Source organism: Rhodococcus opacus (assembly GCF_012396235.1).
Taxonomy (GTDB): domain Bacteria; phylum Actinomycetota; class Actinomycetes; order Mycobacteriales; family Mycobacteriaceae; genus Rhodococcus_F; species Rhodococcus_F opacus.
In genome coordinates, this window is sequence record NZ_JAAXPA010000007.1 from 223,723 (window position 1) to 241,275 (window position 17,553).

Annotated in this window: 15 protein-coding genes; 13 read left to right on the forward strand and 2 right to left on the reverse strand. The window is 67.8% G+C overall.

From position 1 onward, the window contains the following. Positions 1 to 20 precede the first annotated feature (20 nt). From HGB39_RS11875 to HGB39_RS11930, 12 genes are all read left to right on the forward strand, one after another. Complete coding sequence (locus tag HGB39_RS11875; RefSeq protein WP_005566868.1) at positions 21 to 806, forward strand: GntR family transcriptional regulator; 786 nt, start codon at positions 21 to 23, stop codon at positions 804 to 806. After that, positions 799 to 2,619: a putative nucleotidyltransferase substrate binding domain-containing protein gene (locus tag HGB39_RS11880; RefSeq protein ID WP_005566866.1), complete on the forward strand. Its 1,821-nt coding sequence runs from the start codon at positions 799 to 801 to the stop codon at positions 2,617 to 2,619. The genes HGB39_RS11875 and HGB39_RS11880 overlap by 8 nt, the downstream gene beginning before the upstream one ends. After that, positions 2,598 to 3,260 carry a 3'-5' exonuclease gene (locus HGB39_RS11885; protein ID WP_052023980.1) on the forward strand — a complete coding sequence of 221 codons (663 nt, stop codon included), beginning with the start codon at positions 2,598 to 2,600 and terminating at the stop codon, positions 3,258 to 3,260. Before HGB39_RS11880 ends, HGB39_RS11885 begins: the two co-directional genes overlap by 22 nt. Positions 3,261 to 3,459: 199 nt before the next feature. Beyond that, complete coding sequence (locus tag HGB39_RS11890; protein ID WP_005566862.1) at positions 3,460 to 4,923, forward strand: APC family permease; 1,464 nt, start codon at positions 3,460 to 3,462, stop codon at positions 4,921 to 4,923. Positions 4,924 to 4,967: 44 nt separating this feature from the next. Then, positions 4,968 to 6,407 carry an aldehyde dehydrogenase family protein gene (locus tag HGB39_RS11895; protein ID WP_005566861.1) on the forward strand — a complete coding sequence of 480 codons (1,440 nt, stop codon included), beginning with the start codon at positions 4,968 to 4,970 and terminating at the stop codon, positions 6,405 to 6,407. After that, positions 6,404 to 6,661, forward strand: a complete 258-nt coding sequence (locus HGB39_RS11900; RefSeq protein ID WP_005566860.1) for a hypothetical protein — start codon at positions 6,404 to 6,406, stop codon at positions 6,659 to 6,661. The genes HGB39_RS11895 and HGB39_RS11900 overlap by 4 nt, the downstream gene beginning before the upstream one ends. Positions 6,662 to 6,697: 36 nt before the next feature. Then, positions 6,698 to 8,125 carry an FGGY family carbohydrate kinase gene (locus tag HGB39_RS11905; protein WP_005566859.1) on the forward strand — a complete coding sequence of 476 codons (1,428 nt, stop codon included), beginning with the start codon at positions 6,698 to 6,700 and terminating at the stop codon, positions 8,123 to 8,125. Continuing rightward, the gene (locus HGB39_RS11910; RefSeq protein WP_005566857.1) at positions 8,122 to 9,561 is read left to right on the forward strand and encodes an NAD(P)/FAD-dependent oxidoreductase; all 1,440 of its coding nucleotides are present in this window, start codon (positions 8,122 to 8,124) and stop codon (positions 9,559 to 9,561) included. Before HGB39_RS11905 ends, HGB39_RS11910 begins: the two co-directional genes overlap by 4 nt. Then, positions 9,558 to 10,892, forward strand: coding sequence for an NAD(P)/FAD-dependent oxidoreductase (locus HGB39_RS11915; protein ID WP_043789910.1), 1,335 nt, complete (start codon positions 9,558 to 9,560; stop codon positions 10,890 to 10,892). The genes HGB39_RS11910 and HGB39_RS11915 overlap by 4 nt, the downstream gene beginning before the upstream one ends. 81 nt (positions 10,893 to 10,973) lie before the next feature. Continuing rightward, a complete protein-coding gene (locus HGB39_RS11920; protein WP_005566854.1) occupies positions 10,974 to 12,314 on the forward strand; it encodes an MFS transporter in 1,341 nt (446 codons plus the stop codon). A 180-nt stretch (positions 12,315 to 12,494) separates the two neighbouring features. Then, entirely contained in the window at positions 12,495 to 13,391 is an 897-nt protein-coding gene (locus HGB39_RS11925) for a dihydrodipicolinate synthase family protein (RefSeq protein ID WP_005566853.1), read from the forward strand. A 181-nt stretch (positions 13,392 to 13,572) separates the two neighbouring features. Then, positions 13,573 to 14,607, forward strand: a complete 1,035-nt coding sequence (locus HGB39_RS11930; protein ID WP_043793606.1) for a proline racemase family protein — start codon at positions 13,573 to 13,575, stop codon at positions 14,605 to 14,607. 43 nt (positions 14,608 to 14,650) lie between these two features. Here HGB39_RS11930 and HGB39_RS11935 read toward each other — a convergent pair whose 3' ends face one another. Next, the gene (locus HGB39_RS11935) at positions 14,651 to 15,535 is read right to left on the reverse strand and encodes an LLM class flavin-dependent oxidoreductase (protein WP_043793604.1); all 885 of its coding nucleotides are present in this window, start codon (positions 15,533 to 15,535) and stop codon (positions 14,651 to 14,653) included. A 46-nt stretch (positions 15,536 to 15,581) separates the two neighbouring features. Next, entirely contained in the window at positions 15,582 to 16,664 is a 1,083-nt protein-coding gene (locus HGB39_RS11940; protein ID WP_005573895.1) for a LacI family DNA-binding transcriptional regulator, read from the reverse strand. Positions 16,665 to 16,867: 203 nt separating this feature from the next. On the opposite strand from HGB39_RS11940, the gene HGB39_RS11945 reads away from it, so the two are divergent. Further along, positions 16,868 to 17,533, forward strand: a complete 666-nt coding sequence (locus HGB39_RS11945) for a ThuA domain-containing protein (protein WP_005573894.1) — start codon at positions 16,868 to 16,870, stop codon at positions 17,531 to 17,533. Positions 17,534 to 17,553: the final 20 nt, after the last annotated feature.

Sequence of the window (17,553 nt, forward strand, 5' to 3'; positions counted from 1 at the left end):
GTCGACAAGAGGCTCCCGGCGTGGTCAACGTCGAATCAACCACCATCAGAAAGGACAACCCGATGACTCTGTCACCGAATCGTCCACCGGGATCGACTGTGGGTCGGCGCGAGGACGGCGACATCTCCCTCGGGCGGATCCATCAGCGCACCACGCCGGGCACGGTCGCGGGCGTCCTGCGCACGGCGATCCTCGACGGCACCCTGGCCCCCGGCAGTCAGCTCCGCGAGGCACACATCGCCGCCGACCTGGGCGTGAGCCGGGCGCCGCTGCGGGAGGCGCTGAGCATCCTCGCCGACGAAGGCCTCGTGGTGAAGATCGCGTACAAGGGTGCGTTCGTCGCCGAGGTCAGCGCGAAGGGGATGGCCGAGATCGCCAGCCTGCGCAAACGGCTCGAGCCCTACGCGATCGAGTTGGCACTGCCACGCCTGTCGGGCGCCGGCCGGACCAAGATCGTCCGGACCCTCCAGGACATGGCCCGGGGCGCCGACGACGGTGACCTGACCCGGACCATCGACGCGCACATGAGCTTCCATCGGGTGATCTACGAACTGTCCGAGCACGGCCTCCTGCTGGACCTGTGGCGCAGCTGGGAATCCCAGCTCCAGTTGTTCCTCTCGGCGGATCACCAGTCGTTCCCCGATCTCCACGACGTCGCCGCCGAACACGAGCGCCTGCTCACCATCATCGATACCGGCGACCTCGAGGCGATCACCCGCGAGATCGACCGGCACGTCCACGGTTCGACCGACGCCGCCCCGGCCGCAACCGCTCCAATCGACGGTTCTCAACCGTCGAATGCGTGAGTACGTCGATTTTCTCGGCCGTCAGCCGCCCTACGACGAGCTGGACTCCGCCGACCTCGAGGCCCTGGCTCGGACGGTGGAGGTCGAGTACTTCGCCGCCGGCGCACAAATCGTCGAGGCAGGCGCGGCCCCACTCGATCATTTCTTCGTAGTCCGCACCGGGGAGGTCGAGGTGATCGACCGCGGCCGGGTCGTCGATCTTCTCGGCCCCGGCGAAACGTTCGGGCAGATCTCGGTGCTGTCCGGTTTGCCTCCGCCTCTCGCGATCCGCGCCTCCGAAGACACACTCTGCTACCGCTTTCCGGACCCGCGGCCGGTGCTGCGGCACCCGCAGCGACTCCAGTTCGGGCACTACGGCACCCTCGTCACGCGGGAACGGTTGGCCCGCTCCGGTTTGGTCGATCAGGCGTTGCGGGCGGCCCGGCATCAGATGCGCCCTGTCGTCTGGTGCCCCGCCGATGCGACCGTGGGCGAGGCCGCGTCCGTGATCACCGAGGCCGGCCAGTCGTACGCGCTGATGGACCGGGGCGGCGCGATCGGCATCGTCACCGACAACGACTTCCGGCGGGCGTTCGCCGACGGGCACGTCGACGCGCACAGCCCGGCCTCGGTCATCGCCTCGTTCCCCGCCCGGTCCGTCCCCGCCGAGACGCTCGTGGGCGATGCGTTCCTGACGATGGTCGAGTCGGGGGTGCACCACCTGGTCGTGACCGGCACCGGTGACAGACCGGTGGGGATTCTCCGCGTCGTCGACGTCGCGTCGGCCGAAGTGCGCAATCCCCTCGTCGTCCGCCGGGCGATCGACGACGCGACCACGGTGGAGGACCTGGCGGCCGCGGCGGCCCTTCTCCCCGGAACCTGGGTCGAGTTGTACGACACCGGCGCGTCCGTCATGCACGTCGCGGGACTGATGTCCGCGGTGATCGACGCGATCATCAGGCGGCTCGTCGAGCTGACCGACGTCGGCGCCGACCACGTTCCCCACCGGACGTCCTGGCTGCTTCTCGGGTCGGTGGCCCGCCGCGAGCCGCTCCCCAAGTCGGACGTCGACACCGGCCTGGTCTGGGAAGACCTGCCCGGGACGGACTCCCCCGCCCGGAAGTTGCAGAACTGGGCCGGGCGCGTCCTGGACAACATGGAACGCTGCGGCCTGCCCCGCTGCGCCGACGGCGCCAACGCGACCAACCCGCTGTTCGCGCGCTCCCGCACCGACGCGGTCGCCGCCGCGACGTCGTGGATCACGAATCCCACCCAGAAGAACGCTCTGCTGCTGTCGTCGATGATCGCCGACAGCAGACCCGTCAGCGGGATGTCGCTCGGACGTTCGGTGTCCGACGCCATGCTCGCGACCACCCGCAGCCGCGAGTATCTGTCGGCTCTGCTGCGTTTCACCACGTCCCGGCGACCTCCGGTCGGGTTCGTGCGCAACTTCGTCGTCGAGCACTCCGGCGCCAACCGCGGCAACCTCGACCTCAAGGCGGGCGGACTCGTGCCGATCGCGTCCCTGGGCCGGTGGATCGCCGTGGTCACCGGGGACGATCGCGGCTCCACCCTCACCCGGTTGCGGCGCGGCGAGACCGCCGCTCTGCTCACCGCGGACGAAACCGAGACGCTGGTGCGCGCGTTCGAGTACGTGTACGGATTGATTCTGGGCCGCGAGATCGAGGCCATCAAGGGCAGCACGGTCGCGACGACGTGGGTCGCGCCCAACCAACTGGACACGCTCACCCGCCGGTATCTGCGTGAATCGTTCCGCGCGGTGGCCGAGGTCCAGAACCGGCTGGAAAGCGAATGGGTGGCGCGCCTTCCATGAGGGCACACCGGAGGTTCCGCCGCCTCGACACTGTGTCGTGCCCGTGGCGCGATGCCGAGTTCGCGGTCGTCGATCTGGAGACCACCGGACTGGATCTCGTGCGGGACACCATCGTGTCCTACGGGGCCGTCGTGGTCCGGCACGGTCGCATCGTCATGGCGGAGAGTGTCTACGGACTGGTCCACCCCGAGTGCGACATTCGCCCGGAGGCCGTGGCCGTCCACACTCTCCGGGAGGCGGACGTCGCCGATGCCCCACCGTTGAGCGAGGCCGTCGGCGTCCTGCGACATCTCCTCACCGACCGTGTCCTCGTCGCGCACGCGGCGTGGGTCGAGACGGCCTTCCTCTCCCGCGCCTTTCGCGACAGCGGGCTGAAGTTCCGGCCGACGGTCGTGGACACCGCTGCCCTCGCCCGTGCTGTCGGCGTGGCGCCGCGACAGCATCGGTGCGAGCCGAACCTGGAATGGCTGGCCGACACGCTCGGCCTGCCCGTCGTCGATCCCCACCACGCACTGGGCGACGCCGTCACCACGGCACAGGTGTTCCTCGCCCTGGCGTCCCGGCTCGAGCGCCTCGGGCACGACACCGCGCGCTCCCTCGTGGATCTGAGTGCCGGCGACCGTCGCCTCGGGCGCGGTTGACGCAAAGGTAATCCAGCCGAAACAACTGGTGATTGAGGTCACACCGATTTATGGTAGATTGTCGACAGTAGAACAAGCGCGATGCAACCTTTCGCCTTCTTCCACGACAACCGAACCTCGTCTCGGCACATCCCCCGCCGAGATACCCGCGACAGAGACCAGCGAGGTCACGATGGCCATAACCCCGGAAGAGCCCCCGGTGTCCACTCAACCGCCCACCGAGCCCGATCGCCCGCTCCTCGATTCCGGAGCGGACACCGATTCCGCCTATCTGGAGAAGCTCGGCTACAAGCAGGAGCTCAACCGAACGCTGGGGCTGTTCTCCGCCTTCGGAGTCCAGTTCACCTCGATCGCGATCGCCTCCGGAATCTTCACGACCCTGATCGTCGGCTTCGGGTTCTTCGGGCCCGCGTCGTTCTGGTCGTTCCTCGTCGGCGGCGGCCTGCAGGTGTTCACCGTGGGACTCGCGGTCGCGCAGCTCGTCTCGGCCTACCCACTGGCCGGCGGCGTGTACCAGATCACCGGGCGGATCACCGGGAAGCCGTGGCTGGCCTGGCAAACCGGATGGTGGCTGCTGATCGCACACACCGTCGCGGTCACCACCGTCGCCGTGAGCATCGCCCCCTTCGTCGCCGGCTGGTTCGGCGTCACGTTCGAGGACAACACCGACGCCCTCCCGTGGGCGCTCGGCCTGATCGTGCTCGGCACCGTCATCAATATCGCCGGAGTCAAGGTCGCTGCCGTGCTCAACAACATCGGCGTGGTGGCGGAAGTACTCTGCGTCGTCGCACTGGTAGCCGTGCTGCTGATCGTGAAGCATCCGACCCAGCCGCTGTCGTTCCTGAGCGAGTCCGGCGGAACGACCACCGGCGGCAACTGGTTCGTCCCCTTCCTTCTCGCGATGATCCTTCCCGCATACGCGATCTCGTCGTTCGACGCGACCGGAAACGCCTCCGAGGAGACCAAGGACGCCGCCCGGAAGGCGCCGATGGCATCGGTGATGGCCAACGTCTCCTCCTACGTCGTCGGCATCTTCATGGTCGCGTTGATCATGCTCGCCATCCAGGACCTCCCGGCGGTCATGGAGAGCACCACCCCGGTCAAACTGATCCTCGACACCGCGGTCGGCACCGCGTTCGCGAACATCTTCGAAGCCGTCGCGATCGTCGCCCTGTTCGCCGCCCTGGTCATGCTGCAGCTCACCGGCATTCGCGTCCTGTGGTCGCAGGCACGCGACGGCCAGATCCCCGCGGCCTCCTGGCTGCGCAAGGTCAGTGCCCAGCGGATCCCGATCAACGCGACCCTCACGATCTTCGCGATCTCCGTGGTGTTCGCACTGTGGTCCTCGCTGCTGTCCGTGCTCGCAGCGATGACGGCACTCGCCTGGGGAATGGCCTACGGTGTCGTGGTCGTGGTCGGCTTCTACGGACTGATCAAGCGCAAGTTGCCATCCCACCCGTGGCACTACGGCATCGTCAGCCCGGTCATCTTCATCCTGGCGATCGCCTGGTCGGTCGTGCTCTGCGCGCTCCTGATCTACTCCGACCCCACCCATGTCGGCCTCGGCATGCTGCTGGTCATCGCGTCGGGCGCCGTCATCTACATGCTGATCCCCAAGAGCAGGCGCGGTAAGTCCATCGACACCCAGGCCGGACACCTCTGACAGCCCACTTGCCCGACAACCGACCCACATTCGAAAGGAACTTCATGTCATCCACGCTTCGTTCCGTCACCAACATCATCGACGGCAAGGCCGTGGCCGGATCCTCCGAGCAGGTGCGACAGGTCCGCAACCCGTCCACCGGCGAGGTCGTCGCCGAACTCCAGGAATCGACCGTCGAGGACGGCTATCGCGCCGTCGATGCGGCCCGCGCCGCCTTCCCCGCCTGGGCCGCGAAGACACCCGGCGAGCGCTCGCAGATTCTGCACGACCTCGCGAACCTCCTCGAGGCGAACCTGGACGAACTCGCCGACCTCGAGACCCTCGACGCCGGCAAGCCGACGACGGCGGCGAAGGGTGACGAACTTCCGGGCATCGTCGCGGCGTTCCGGCACTTCGCCGGCGCGGGCCGGGCGTTGTCCGCGCAGGCCGCCGGCGAATTCACCGCCGGCAACACCAGCTTCGTCCGGCGCGAACCCCTGGGCGTCGTCCTCGGAATCACGCCGTGGAATTTCCCTCTCTGGCAGGCGGTCTGGAAGCTGGCCCCCGCACTGGTCGCCGGCAACACCGTGGTCGTCAAGCCGGCCGAGCTGACCCCGCTGGCCACCACCCGGTTCGCGGAGCTCGCGCAACAGCTGCTGCCCGCGGGTGTCCTCAATGTCGTGCACGGCAAGGGCAGTGTGGTCGGGGACGCTCTCGTTCGTCACCCCGACGTCAACCTCGTCTCCTTCACCGGCTCGACGTCCGCCGGACAGCGGATCGCCGAGGCTGCGGGTGCCACGCCCAAACGGCTGGTGCTCGAACTGGGCGGGAACGCTCCCGTCGTCGTCTACGACGACGTCGACCTCGAGGCCGCACTCCCGATCATCACCAACGGCATCCTGTTCAACGCCGGCCAGGAGTGCATGTCGGCAACCCGGCTGCTGGTGAGCGAGACCATCCACGACACGTTCGTCGCGGCGCTCGCCGAAAGACTGAGCGCGGCCCGGATCGGTGATGCTGCCGACAGTTCTACGGTTCTCGGACCTCTCATCTCGGAGGGCCAGCGCGCCCGCGTGGCAGAGCTCGTCGACGGCAGGCCGGACCACGCACGGGTCGTGACCGGCGGCAGGATCGTCGACGGTCCTGGCTACTTCTACGAGGCCACCCTCATCGACGGTCTGCAGCAGGACGATCAGCTGGTGCAGGAAGAGATCTTCGGACCGGTGGCGACGGTCCAGACGTTCACGGACGAAGCGGACGCCCTGGAGAAGGCCAATGCGGTCGAGCAGGGACTCGCCGCGTCGGTCTGGACCCGCGACATCGGCCGAGCGCTGCGGAACGTCAACGCGATCGAGTCCGGGGTCGTGTGGGTCAACAACCACATGGCGGTCGGCCCGGAAGGACCGCTCGGCGGCTTCAAGGGCTCGGGCTACGGCAAAGAGGGCGGCGCGGCCGGACTCGAGGAATTCACCCGGGTCAAGCACGTCATCGTGAGCCTGTCGTGACGGCGCCGAGCCGCCACGACACCGCGTGGGGGACGTGGGAGCCGGCAGAGCCGGAAGATGCGGTCGGACGGGCCATCCGGCGGATCGACCTGCGCAGCGGTACGGCGTCGCCCTGGGCGCACGCCACCATGGTCGTGCCGTCGCGCGGGCGCGAGTGCTGGTTGGTGACGCAGTGGGACGGCAACGTCGACGTGTGGCGGGTCGACGACACGACCGCGAGATACGAGTTCGATTTTCGCACTCGGACCGCCTAGACCTGGTCCACCCATCCGATTCGAAAGGAAGCGCGCGTGACAGTCCTTGCCATTGACCAGGGCACATCCGGCACGAAGGCTGTCGTCGTCTCCGAGGACGGCGACGTCCTCGCGATCGCCGAAACAGCCGTCCGTCCGGCATATCTCGCCGCGGGCGGCGTGGAGCAGGACCCGATGGAACTGCTGGGCTCGGTCCTCGAAGCGGGACGGAGCGCGGTCGCGCAAGCGGGTGTTCCCGTGTCCGCCGTGTCCCTCGCCAACCAGGGTGAGACCGTCCTGGTGTGGGACCCGGTCACCGGCCGCCCGCTCAGCCAGGCCGTGGTGTGGCAGGACCGCCGGTCGGACCAGCTGTGCCGCGACAAGTCCGAGTCCAAGTCGTGGGTCGAACAGCGGACGGGCCTCGTGCTCGATCCGTATTTCTCGGCGCCGAAGATGCAGTGGTTACGGCAGAATGTCACCGCATCGGGCGTGGTCACCACGACGGACACGTGGATCGTGCACTACCTGACCGGGGAGTTCGTCACGGATTCCGCCACCGCCAGCCGCTCGCTGCTCACCGACCTCGACACGGTCGCGTGGGATCCGCAGCTTCTCGATCTGTTCGAGCTCTCCGCCGAGCGGATGCCTGCCATCGTCGCCAACGACGTCGTCGTGGGAACCACGGATGTCTTCGGATCCGGCGCTGCCGTGGGCGGTCTCGTCGTCGACCAGCAGGCGGCTCTCCTGGCGGAGCGGTGCTTCGACGCGGGCACCGCCAAGTGCACGTTCGGCACCGGGGCGTTCCTGCTGGCCAATACCGGCACGCTCCCGGTCCGCTCGGCAGCCGGGTTGGCGTCGTGCGTCGCGTGGAACGTGCGCGGGAAGACGTCGTACTGCGTCGACGGCCAGGCCTATACCGCCGCCTCCGCCATCCGGTGGATCCAGGACCTCGGCTTGATCGAGTCGGCGCGCGACCTCGACAGTGTGGCCGCACACGATTCCGGCGGAACGTATTTCGTGCCCGCGCTGGCCGGTCTCGCCGCGCCCTGGTGGCGGCCGGACGCGACGGCGTCGTTCTCCGGGATGACGTTGTCCACCGACCGGTCCCAGTTGGTGGCCGCCGTCCTCGAGGGGCTGGCGGCGCAGACGGCAGAGCTGGTGTCTGCCGTCGAAGGCGACCTGGACGCTCCCCTCACCCGGCTGCGAGTGGACGGCGGGCTCACTCGGTCCCGCCGCCTCATGCAGGCCACGGCCGATCTGACCCAGATCCCCCTCGACGTCTATCCGTCGTCCCACGCCACCGCTCTCGGAGCGGCGGCCTGCGCCAGATTGTCACTGAACCCCGACCTGTCCCTGCAGGACGCGGTAGCCGACTGGGAACCGGCGACCACCTACGAGCCGCGGTGGTCGGTCGACCGCGCGGCAGAATTCCGACACCACTGGCGGGCGGCCGCACGAGCGGCGCTGCCACAGGAGAAGCGATGACTGACACCCCTCCGCCCCCCGACTACGATTTCGTCGTGCTCGGTGCGGGCATCGTCGGCTCGGCGATCGCGCGGGAGCTGGCCGGATACCACCACACCGTGGCACTCGTCGAGGCGCGGGACGACGTGGGCGACGGGACGAGCAAGGCGAACACGGCGATCCTGCACACCGGATTCGACGCGAAGCCGGGCACGCTCGAATCCCGCATGGTGAGCCGCGGCTACACGCTGCTCTCCGAATACGCGCAGCAGACCGGGATTCCCGTCGAACGGTCGGGCGCCATCCTCGTCGCGTGGAACGACGAGGAACTGGCCGCACTGCCGGGCCTGCGCGACAAGGCAGCCGACAACGGCTACACCCACTGCGACATCATCGACGCCGACGAGGTCTATCGTCTCGTGCCCGCGCTCGGTGACGGCGCGCTCGGCGGGCTCACCGTCCCCGACGAGTCGATCATCTGCACCTGGACCACCAACCTCGCGCTGGCCACCGACGCCGTCGCCCGCGGGGTGACACTGCGGACGCGGACCCGCGCCGAGTCGGTGACCGCCCTGCCCGAGCGGACGATCCTGCACACGTCGAGCGGCGACATCAGCGCGCGGTGGGTGATCAACGCCGCCGGGTTGGGAGCCGACTACATCGACAAGGAATTCGGCTACGACCGATTCCACGTCACCCCGCGGCGCGGCGAACTGCTCGTCTACGACAAGCTCGCGCGGCCGTTGATCGACAAAATCGTGCTCCCCGTCCCGACATCGCGCGGCAAGGGTGTTCTGGTCAGCCCGACGATCTACGGCAACGTGATGCTCGGGCCCACTGCGGAAGACCTCACCGACCGTTCCGCGACGGCGACGTCGGAGGCCGGCTTCGAGTTCCTGCTGGGCAAGGGCGGCACGCTGATGCCGCGCCTGCTCGAGGAGGAGGTCACCGCCACGTACGCCGGACTCCGTGCCGCCATCGACTACGGTGACTACCTCGTCGAGGTCGACCACGATCAGCGCTACGTTCTGGTCGGCGGAATCCGCTCGACCGGACTGACGTCCGGTATGGCGGTGGCCGAGTACGTCGGCGAACTGCTCACCAAGGCAGGCGTTCTCGACGGCGCACGCACCGAATTGCCACCACCACCCCGGATGCCGAACATCGGCGAAGCATTCACTCGCCCGTATCAGGACGCCGAACTCATCGCGCGTGACAGTGAATACGGCAGGGTCGTCTGCTTCTGCGAGCGCGTCACGGCGGGTGAGATCCGCGACGCGTACCAGTCGCTGATCCCCCCGGCCGGACTCGACGGGCTCCGTCGCCGCACCCGGGCGATGAACGGCCGGTGCCAGGGCTTCTTCTGCGGCGCCGAGGTCGGCTCGCTCGTCGAGGCACACCGATGCCCCGCCGGTTCGCCCGAAGCGACCGAGACCCGGAAGGAAGCCGTCCGATGAGCGCTCCCGACACCTCACGCACCGTGGTGACCGCCGATGTCGCCATCGTCGGCGCGGGTCCCGCCGGGTTGGCCGCGGCCACGCAACTCGGAAAGGTCCACGGGCGCCAGGCTCTCGTCCTGGACCGCGAAAGCCGCGCGGGGGGGATCCCGCGGCATTGCGATCACCCCGGCTACGGCATCCGCGACATGCACACGTTCATCGGCGGCCCCGCCTACGCCGAACGCCTGGTGCGGGAGGCGAAGTCCGCGGGCGCCGACATCATGCCGAATGCGATGGTGACGGCGGTGCATCCCGACGGCGCGCTCGACGTCACCTCACCCGCGGGTCTCCTCCGCATCGAGTCCAGGGCGCTCGTCCTGGCCACCGGTGCCCGCGAGCGTGCCCGTCCGGCCCGCATGATTCCCGGCGACAGACCGTCCGGGGTCTACACCACCGGACAGCTGCAGAACATCGTGCACCTGCATCACGGACGTGTCGGAACACGTGCGGTGGTCGTCGGCGGCGAACTCGTGAGCTGGTCGGCGGTCACGACGCTGAAGCACGCCGGATGCAGGACCGTGCTCATGACGACGCAGTACCCGTCGCCGGAGTCCTACGCCGCCTTCAACATTCCCGGTAAGGCGTTGTTCCGGCTCCCGATCGCCACCCGCACCCGCGTCGTGCGGATCATCGGTCGCGGGAATCTGGAGGCGGTCGAGATCGAGAATCTCGACACCGGCGCACGCGAGATCGTCGAATGCGACACGGTCGTCTTCACCGGCGACTGGATCCCGGATCACGAACTCGCGCGCACGGCGGGTATCGCCATCGACCCCGGAACGAAGGGACCGCTGGTCGACACCGCTCTGCGGACCAGCCTGCCGGGCGTCTTCGCCGCGGGCAACGTCCTGCACCCGGTCGACACCGCCGACATCGCTGCCCTCGACGGCACGTTCGTCGCAGACCGGGTGGCCGCGTTCCTCGACGCCGGCGAAGCAATCGATCCGGGTGCGACCGCCGTGCGCATCCTCGCGGCCCCGCCGTTCCGCTGGGTTTCCCCGGGAGTGCTCCGGGCGGGTGACCCGGCACCACCACGACAGCGCCTGCTGCTGTGGACCGATCAGCTGGTCCGGTTCCCGAAGGTGACCGTCTCGCAGCGGGGTCGCGTCGTCGCGACCACGCTGCTGCCCTGGGCCGCCTCACCGGGACGGGTCTTCCGGGTGCCGTGGTCGATCATGGACGCCGTCGACCCGGCACTGGGGCCCGTGACCGTCGGACTGGCCAACGCACCTCGTGTGGGAACCACGCGCAACGCGGTCGGGGAATTCATTCCCTCCCGCTGCAACTGAGCACACCCCGACACCCACTCTCGTTCAGCACTACCCCACAGACAGATTGTCGACAATAAACTTCGATCGATCGGAAGACACATGACGGAAGTACAGGGCGGTTTGCACGGTCCCGAGATGCGGCGGGCCATCACGGCCGCCGCGATCGGAAACTTCATCACCTGGTTCGACTTCGCCGCATACGGGTTCCTCGCCGTCCTGCTCGGCAGGATCTTCTTCCCCTCCGAGAACCCGGCGACGAGCCTGCTGGCGACGTTCGCCGCGTTCGGAGTCGCGTTCCTGATGAACCCGATCGGCGGCTTCGTCTTCGGCCGGCTCGGAGACAAGGTCGGCCGCAAGAAGATCCTTGCGACAGTAATCATTCTGATGTCACTGTCGACGTTCGCGGTCGGCCTGCTGCCGGGATACGCCACCATCGGAATCGCGGCCCCGGCGCTGCTCGTGACACTGCGGATCATTCAGGGTTTCGCCGCCGGCGGCGAACCCGGCGGTGCGGCGACGTTCCTCGTCGAATCCGCGAAACGCGGCCGGCGGGCGCGCACCGTCAGCTTCTGGCACTGCTCGAGTTACCTCGCCAACGCGGCGGCCTCGGTCCTCATCCTCGGCCTCAACGCCGCACTGAGCGAGGCGGCGATGTTCGAGTGGGGCTGGCGCATCCCCTTCCTCATCGCGGGACCGCTCGGACTGGTCGGGCTCTACATTCGCCTGAAGCTGAGCGACACAGCGGAATTCGAACGACTTCAGGCCTCGGGTGAAGTCAGCGAGTCCCCGGTCAAGGACGCCCTCGCGACCAGTCGCCGGCAGATCCTGCAGGTGGTCGGTTGTATTGCACTGCAGGCCGCGGCTTTCTACTTCATCTTCGTCTACATGGAGACGTATCTGCAGTCGGAGGTGGGATTCTCGTTCGGTCTGGCCTCCGCGTCGACGGTCACCTGCCTGTGCTCGGCGGCGGTCGCCATCTTCGTGTTCGCCCGCTTCTCCGACCGCTACGGTCGCAAACCCGTGATCATCCTCGGCGCCGTCTCGAGCACGCTGATCGTCTATCCCGCGTTCATGGTGTTCGCGACGGGGAATGTCCCCGCAATCGTCGTCGCGCACGCCGCGATGGGGATCTGCCTCGCCATGTTCATGTCCGCGTCGGGCGCAGCGATGGTGGAGATCTTCCCGAGTCGTGTTCGGTACGCAGGATTCTCGATCGGATTCAACATCTCGGTCGCAGTCTTCGGCGGCACCGCACCGTACGTGGCGACCTATCTGATCGCCACAACCGGCAGTCCGTTGTCACCGTCGGTCATTCTGATCGTGACGGGCGTGATGGCCATTGTGGCGGCTGCGACGCTGCACGAAACCGCAGGCCGGAAAGTCGATGCGAGGGTGGAGGCGGAGCCGCTCCACCGCGATCCCATCACCGTCGGCGAATAGCGGCCGAAGAACCCCGGCCGATCCCTTGACACCACCGGGGATCGACCTTAGATTTGATATCGTTCTCTTGTCGACAATCGGCAATCTGACAATTGTCGAAGGCCAGAGCAGTTCCCGGAAGTTCACCAGTCGAGGACCCCACAACGGGCATCGACCACCACCACCGAACAAGGACACGACATGACCAAGAAGCTGGGTGGCATCCTCGCCGCCGTCTCCACTCCCTTCGCCCAGGACGGCTCCGTCGACGAGGGCGCACTGCGCAACCACGTCGACTTCCTGATCGAGAACGGACTGCACGGCCTGGTCCCCGGCGGCAGCACCGGAGAGTTCGCAGCTCTCACGCTCGACGAGCGCAAGTTCGTCAACACGGTCGTCATCGACCAGGCCGCCGGCCGCGTGCCCGTAGCACCGCAGACCGGCTCCACCCGCACCGCGGAGGCCGTCGAACTGTCCCGGCACGCGGCCGACGCGGGCGCCGACGCCGTCCTGCTGGTGCAGCCCTTCTACGAGGCGCCCACGCGCCACGAGGTCATCGAGTACTTCGCCACCGTCGGCGAAGCGGCGAACATCCCGGTGATCGCGTACAACCTGCTGGGTGTCACGGGGATGAACCTCGACCGACCGTTCTACCGGGAACTGCTGGAACGCACGGACGCCGTCAAGTACATCAAGGACACGTCCGGATCGATCGAGCAGGCCTTCGACCTCATCTTCAACCTCGGCGACGCCATCGACACCTTCGTCGGCTGGGACACGATCGTGCTGCCCGCCTTCTCCGCCGGTGCCGCCGGTTCCATCTGGGGTGCGCCCAACTTCGCGCCCAAGGAGTGCGTCGCGATCTACGAACTCGCCAAGGCCGGCAAGTACACCGAGGCCCTCGAAATCTTCAAGCGGCTGTGGAACGTCCTCGACTTCCTCGGCAAGGAGGGTTACGCCGTGGCCACCAAGGCCGCCGCGCAGGCCGTCGGCGTGGACCTCGGAGTGCCCCGCGCACCGTACGGTGAGCTGCCCGCGGACAAGAAGGAAGAGCTCACCAAGCTCATCGCCGAGACCGGCCTCACCTACGCCCGCTAGTCACCGCCAAGAAGACCGCGCGCGTTCATCACGGAGTGACCCTTCCCCGACACGTGCGCAGAGGCCGGCAGCAATCACCCCCGCTGCCGGCCTCGCCTCTCGCCGGCAGGCGAAGAGAAGTTCACCCCTGGCAGGGTGGAACCAGGCCACCGCAACGCAGACGAACACACGGAGGAAGATCGTGCGCTGGAGTCGAGTAGTCAACGTAGTGAAGTGTCACGTCGGGGGCGAGATCAACAACGTCGTCACCGGCGGAATCGGCGATGTCCCCGGCGCCACGGTCTTCGACAAGATGAAGCACTTCCGTGAGCACCGCGACGACCTCCGGCAGCTTCTGCTCCACGAGCCGCGGGGCTCGGTGACCCAGTGCGTCAACTTCGTCGTCCCGGCGACGGATCCCGAGGCCCAGATGGGCTACGTCATCGCCGAGTCCACGGAATACCCGGCCATGTCGGGGAGCAACACCATGTGTGTCGCCACCGCACTGCTCGAGACCGGCATGATTCCCATGGTCGAACCGATCACCGACATCGTGCTGGAAGCACCCGCCGGACTCATCCGCATTCGCTGCACCTGCGAGAACGGCAAGGTGACGAGCGTCGAGTTCGAGAACCAGCCCGCGTTCGCCTACGAGGTCGGGGTGCCGCTCGAACTCGACGGCTACGGCACCCTCACCGTCGACGTGGCGTGGGGCGGCATGGCCTATGTCCTCGCCGACGCCGACCAGCTCGGATTGAAGTTGCAACCCGACGAGGCGCGCGAGATCTGCGACCTCGGACAGAAGCTCAAGACCGCCGCCGCCGAGCAGATCCCCGCCGTGCACCCGACCAATCCCGAGTTCGCCGGAATCACCCAGACCGAATTCGTCGGCCCGCTCTCCCGCACCGACGGGGTGCTGACCGCCCGGAATGCCGTGGTGGTCTCCCCCGGCCGACTCGACCGCTCGCCCTGCGGCACCGGCACGTCCGCCCGACTGGCGGTGCTGAAGGCGAAGGGCCTCATCGAGGTCGGGGAGAAGTTCGTGCACGAATCGGTGATCGGCAGTCGCTTCGAGAGCCGGATCGACAGACTGACGAAGGTCGGAACGTACGACGCCGTGGTTCCCCGCGTGAGCGGCCAGGCGTACATCACCGAACTCAGCCAGGTCGGACTCGATCCCGCCGACCCGTTCCCGACCGGCTACACCCTGTCCGACACCTGGCCGACCGGCAACTGACCCGCACGTGAGTGGCAATGTGTGCCCGAGCACTCTTTGCCACTCACGTGGGGAGCAGGGGTTTGACGGCGCGGCCGAGGAACTCGACGAAGCCCAGCAGATCCGGTTCGTCCTCGGTCGGCGCGAAGGCTACCGACGTCGCGCCCAGGCGGGCAAGCCTTCGCACCTCTTCGGCGACGGTGCTCGCGTCACCCGCGACCCCGATTCCCGTGTCGGCCGGCTTCTCCCACCGCGCCAGTTCCGCGTCCACCCGTTGCCGCGCACCCTCGCCGGTGGCGGCGATCTTCGGGACGACCATGCGATGCGACGACGCCCGTTCGTCGCCGATCTCCTCGACGATCAGGTCGCGGGTCCTGCGGATGTCGTCGTCGCCGACCGCGGACGCGAGGAGGTTGCCGTCACCCAGACGCGCCGCCAGCCGGACCGACTTGGGACCTTCGCCGCCCAGCATCAGCGGAACCCGCTCGGTGGGAGGCCAGTCGAGTCTCACACGATCGAGCCGAACGTACCGTCCCTGTGTGCTCACCGACTCGCCGTCCAGCAGTGCCCGGAGCGCCACCGTGTACTCCTCGAGGAGGGTCATCGGTGACGCCGCCCGCGCACCCACCTGCTCCATCCATCCCTGCACACCGTGTCCGATGCCCGCAATCACTCGACCGGGAAACAACCGAGCGAGCGTGGCGATCTCCATCGCGGTGAGCGCGACGTTGCGCAGCGGGACGGGCATCAACCCGACGCCGACGTGGATTCGCTCCGTCCACGCGAGTGCCGCGGCCGCCGAAGCCACGCCGCTCTCCTTGAAACAGTCCTCCCACAACCAGATCTCGTCGAGGCCACTGTCCTCGGCGATCCGCGCGAAGTCCTTCAACCTCTCGGGTTCGATCGTCGGGATGAACGTCACGCCCAGTCGCGGCACCGCAGTCGTCATCGATCCATCATGGAGGATGACGTCCGGCCGTCGCGGGGCATCGCCATCATTCGCGCGGCGGCGCGGTACTGGATTCGCGCGGCGGCGCGGTGCTGGCGCGGACGACCAGTGACGTCTTCATCAACGATCGCGTGCGGGTGCCGCCACCCAGTCGATCGAGCAGGATCGTCGCGGCCGCGCGGCCCTTCTCGACGATCGGTTGATGAATTGTGCTGAGACCGAGTAGTTCTGCAACGGGTGCGTCGTCGAATCCGATGACGGACATGTCGTCGGGCACGGCGAGTCCGCGCTCACGTAACACCTGCCACGCCGCCACCGCGTGCACGTCGGACGTCGCCACGAGAGCGGTCGGCTGAGCGGCGTCGAGCAGGATCCGGGTGGCCTCGGCACCGGCGGCGCGATCGATGTTGCCCGCCACGACGATCGACAGTTCCTCCACCGGGAGGTGGTGGTCGCGGGCCGCGGCGAAGTAACCGGCAAGCCGCTCCCGCGCGTTGCGTTCGGTCGCCGCTTCGACGTCGTCCGCCGTGACCATCCGGCAGTCGGAATCCTGGCCGAGCTTGTCGACGATGATCCCGATGCGTCGATGGCCCAGGCTCAGGATGTGGTCCATCTGCAGGTAGGCGCCGTGCCGGTCGTCGATGGCCACGAACGGGAGTCCCGCGCTTCGCGGCGAATCGACCACGACGGCCGGGATACCGCGCGCGATGATCGCCTCGACCAGAGGATGCCCGTCGGGGACGTTGTGGATGACCACCCCGTCCACGAGCCCACGGAGAACCAGCGAGTTCGGTGGTGAATCCGGGGATCCACCGCGCGAGGCCGGAAACAGGGTGAGGGCGATGTCGGCCGAGTTCCCGATTTCCGCGATGCCCTTCATCAGCAGGGTCACGGACGGATCCTCGAGCGCCTGCACCGGGGAGTCGGGCACGATCACGCCGACCGCGCCGATCCGCCCCGACCGCAGACTGCTCCCGGCGATGTTCGGGCCGGCGTAGCCGAGTCCCGCGGCGACGGAATAGATGCGTTCCCGTTGTGTCGCAGAGACCTTCGACGATTTACTGAAGGCGTAGGAGACGGTGGCGACCGATACTCCGGCCGCCCGGGCGACGTCCTTCATCGTGACCAAGTGGTACTCCCTCGTCGGCGATCATCGGCCACACCCGGCCGTTGCGCACCGGAGCGCACAATGGGACCGATCCTAGTCCGCGTCTGGACGCTCTCCACGTTCCCCTCGACATCACCCATTGACAGCGCTCCAGCCGGTGATACGATTCACCACCATAAGTTAATCGTTTCACCATTCCGGTTTCACCATCCATGGGAGCACTCATGACCAAGGTCCTCTACCTGTACGGCGGCTGGCCCGGCCACCATCCGTACGACATCGCCGCATGGGCACGCGAACTGTTTTCCGAGCTGAACTACCAGGTCGAGGAGTCGCAGGACATCTTCACCCTCGACCGTGACCTGACCGGATACGACCTGATCGTGCTCGGCTGGAACAACGCGCTCACCACCGAAGGCCTGAGCGATTCGCAGGAGAAGAACCTGCTCGACGCCGTCGCGGCCGGAACCGGGGTCGCGGCGTGGCACGGAGCCGCCGCCGCGTTCCGGGCGAGTCTGAAGTACCACTTCCTCCTCGGCGGCGACTTCGTCGAACATCCTGCGGGAGAGTCCTTCCCGCAGCCGTACAAGGTGAGCATCACCGACCGCGAGCACGAGGTGACCGCCGGTGTCGAGGACTTCGCGGTGGCGTCCGAGCAGTACTACATGCACGTCGACCCGAACAACCGGGTGCTCGCGGAGACCGAGTTCAGCGGCGAGCACCTGCCCTGGCTGGAGGGACTGCGCAGCCCGGTGGCGTGGGTGCGCCAGTGGGGCGCAGGCCGGGTCTTCTACCACTCGATCGGTCACACGCCGGCCGACCTGTCGGAGCCGAACGTGCGCCGACTGACCAAGCAGGGACTGCGCTACGCCGCCCGCGTAGCGAACTGACACAGCAAGGAGACACGATC

Bases quoted from the DNA above. Each gene is read 5' to 3' on its own strand.
- HGB39_RS11885 (WP_052023980.1), top strand. From the start codon at position 2,598: ATGGGTGGCGCGCCTTCCATGAGGGCACACCGGAGGTTCCGCCGCCTC.
- HGB39_RS11925 (WP_005566853.1), top strand. From the start codon at position 12,495: ATGACCAAGAAGCTGGGTGGCATCCTCGCCGCCGTCTCCACTCCCTTC.
- HGB39_RS11880 (WP_005566866.1), top strand. From the start codon at position 799: ATGCGTGAGTACGTCGATTTTCTCGGCCGTCAGCCGCCCTACGACGAG.
- HGB39_RS11910 (WP_005566857.1), top strand. From the start codon at position 8,122: ATGACTGACACCCCTCCGCCCCCCGACTACGATTTCGTCGTGCTCGGT.
- HGB39_RS11935 (WP_043793604.1), bottom strand. From the start codon at position 15,535: ATGACGACTGCGGTGCCGCGACTGGGCGTGACGTTCATCCCGACGATC.
- HGB39_RS11915 (WP_043789910.1), top strand. From the start codon at position 9,558: ATGAGCGCTCCCGACACCTCACGCACCGTGGTGACCGCCGATGTCGCC.
- HGB39_RS11920 (WP_005566854.1), top strand. From the start codon at position 10,974: ATGACGGAAGTACAGGGCGGTTTGCACGGTCCCGAGATGCGGCGGGCC.
- HGB39_RS11945 (WP_005573894.1), top strand. From the start codon at position 16,868: ATGACCAAGGTCCTCTACCTGTACGGCGGCTGGCCCGGCCACCATCCG.
- HGB39_RS11895 (WP_005566861.1), top strand. From the start codon at position 4,968: ATGTCATCCACGCTTCGTTCCGTCACCAACATCATCGACGGCAAGGCC.